At 39.8% G+C, this 1294-nt stretch carries 3 protein-coding genes; all 3 read right to left on the bottom strand.

Annotated features, from left to right (window positions below; all coding sequences use genetic code 11):
* Positions 1 to 195: hypothetical protein (locus tag D908_RS22365; protein ID WP_005527660.1), on the bottom strand; the 195-nt coding region annotated here is incomplete at its 3' end.
* A gap of 151 nt (positions 196 to 346) precedes the next feature.
* Positions 347 to 964, bottom strand: coding sequence for an MAPEG family protein (locus tag D908_RS00900; protein ID WP_235047403.1), 618 nt, complete (start codon positions 962 to 964; stop codon positions 347 to 349).
* Positions 915 to 1294 (bottom strand): energy transducer TonB family protein (locus D908_RS00905; RefSeq protein ID WP_005527656.1); only part of this gene is annotated, 380 nt, incomplete at its 5' end. The genes D908_RS00905 and D908_RS00900, both read right to left, overlap by 50 nt.

The raw sequence follows: 1294 nt of genomic DNA, 5'->3' as shown, positions 1-1294 counted from the left end.
CACTTCACTAATTAGTGTTGATGCATCATCTGTTTGAGTAAGCAAGTAGTCATACTGCATAAACGCAACAATTGCCCGCTCAGCTGAATATCGAACTGAAAATGTATAAAACGGATTGTGCATCGGCTGAACACCACCAAACTCCAAAATAATTGACGCTCTACGCTCTAATTCTTCTTGTTCAATTTCTGTCACGTCATATTCTCCGTATTTATAACGCCCGCCTAAGGGGCAGGCAACGCATTAACACTAAACCCAAACACACCAATCATAACCACCACAGCTCAATGAGACTGGAAACGCCGCGCGTTGACAGTCCCTCTTGAGGCGTTTGTTAGGGCGAAACTCACAACCAGTACATTAGCCCTGCAACAAAAATTCCTAGTAGACCTAAAACACTAACTACAAACGAAACACTTCGCAGTAGTTTTAAGTTGAAATAATAAAATGCCATATGACCAATACGGCCGACTAAATACACAATGGCGCTGTTATTTACCCAAGTAGGATTGGCTGAGGACATAAATGCAAACAGAATAAACAAAACCAGGATGCCGACAGTCTCGTTACTATTGGCAAACGCTCGACTAGCTCGAAATAGAAAATTATCGTGATTTTGTTCGACCAGAGTTCCAGGGACATGCCCCTCTTTGATACTAATGAAGTCTGCGACTAGTAATTGAATAAAAAATAGAAAACCTGAAAAACCAATAACTAAAACGCTAGTATCGTACTGAACCATAAAATCCATTTCATAAACTCCAATGCTTATTTTTTCTGAAAGCCCTAACGCCGCATTAAGGGGTGAACAACGCATTCCACCCAAACTAAACCATTGTGCCGTAAACACTAAAGCTGATTCAAACCAAAACTGCCAGCGTTGTGAATCCCTCTTAAATGCTTTGTTATGTGAATTATTCAGGGGCAATCGTGATGTTGAACGTTTGGATTTGAACAAATTCATCTTCACCTATAAATGACAAGTCAAAAGGAGCCGCCAACAAAATCGCCACTTTAACACTCTTTTCTAACTGAGCATTCCCTGTACTGCTCAATATTTTAGTTTTAGTAACATTACCCAATATATCGATACTTACTTGATATCTAACTTGTTGCCCTTTGAAATTATCTTCAAGCACCAAGTTGTTTTGAATGGCGTCATGTACGTGTTGCGCCCAAATAGATATTTGACTGGGTGCTTCACTCTCGACTTCGTTTACAACCTTAGACTGGGCAATTGCATTAAGTGATACACCCGATAACAACCAAGCTAAAGTTAAATGAAATAATCGCA

The sequence above is a fragment of the Vibrio mimicus CAIM 602 genome, from assembly GCF_000338875.1.
In the GTDB taxonomy this organism is placed as follows: Bacteria; Pseudomonadota; Gammaproteobacteria; order Enterobacterales; family Vibrionaceae; genus Vibrio; species Vibrio mimicus.
This window is presented reverse-complemented; position numbering and strand designations above follow the sequence as displayed.

Excerpts from the sequence above, each read along its gene's own strand:
- D908_RS00900 (WP_235047403.1), bottom strand. The coding sequence starts at position 964 with ATGAATTTGTTCAAATCCAAACGTTCAACATCACGATTGCCCCTGAAT.